We start from the raw sequence: 265 nt of genomic DNA, 5'->3' as shown, positions 1-265 counted from the left end.
CCTGAGCGACGCCAAGCGCTGGGACCTGCGCGCGGAGAATCCCGAACGGGATTCGCGCCGCTATCCGACGCTCGAGCTCGACAGCGACCTGACGGGCGACCGGATCCGCGAAAGCGTCAGCCGCGCGGGAATGCTGTCGGTCTGGGAGATGCCCGCCTTCATCCGCGCCCTCGACCGGGCCGGATTGTCGTCGCGCACCCACCGGGCGCAATTCCAGTCCGAACTGGCCCTGCCGACGCTGATGGCAGCGATGCTGCTGGTGGGC

1 protein-coding gene is annotated in these 265 nt (G+C 69.8%); it reads left to right on the top strand.

Translation table 11 applies throughout. From position 1 onward, the window contains the following. On the top strand, nt 1–265 hold a 265-nt coding region (locus JI666_RS22140; RefSeq protein WP_206895055.1), incomplete at both ends, for an LptF/LptG family permease.

The organism is Bacillus sp. NTK071 (genome assembly GCF_017303315.1).
Lineage (GTDB): Bacteria > Bacillota > Bacilli > Bacillales > Guptibacillaceae > Guptibacillus.
The sequence above is the reverse complement of the archived record's forward strand: the minus strand, read 5'-3'. Positions and strand labels throughout refer to the sequence as shown.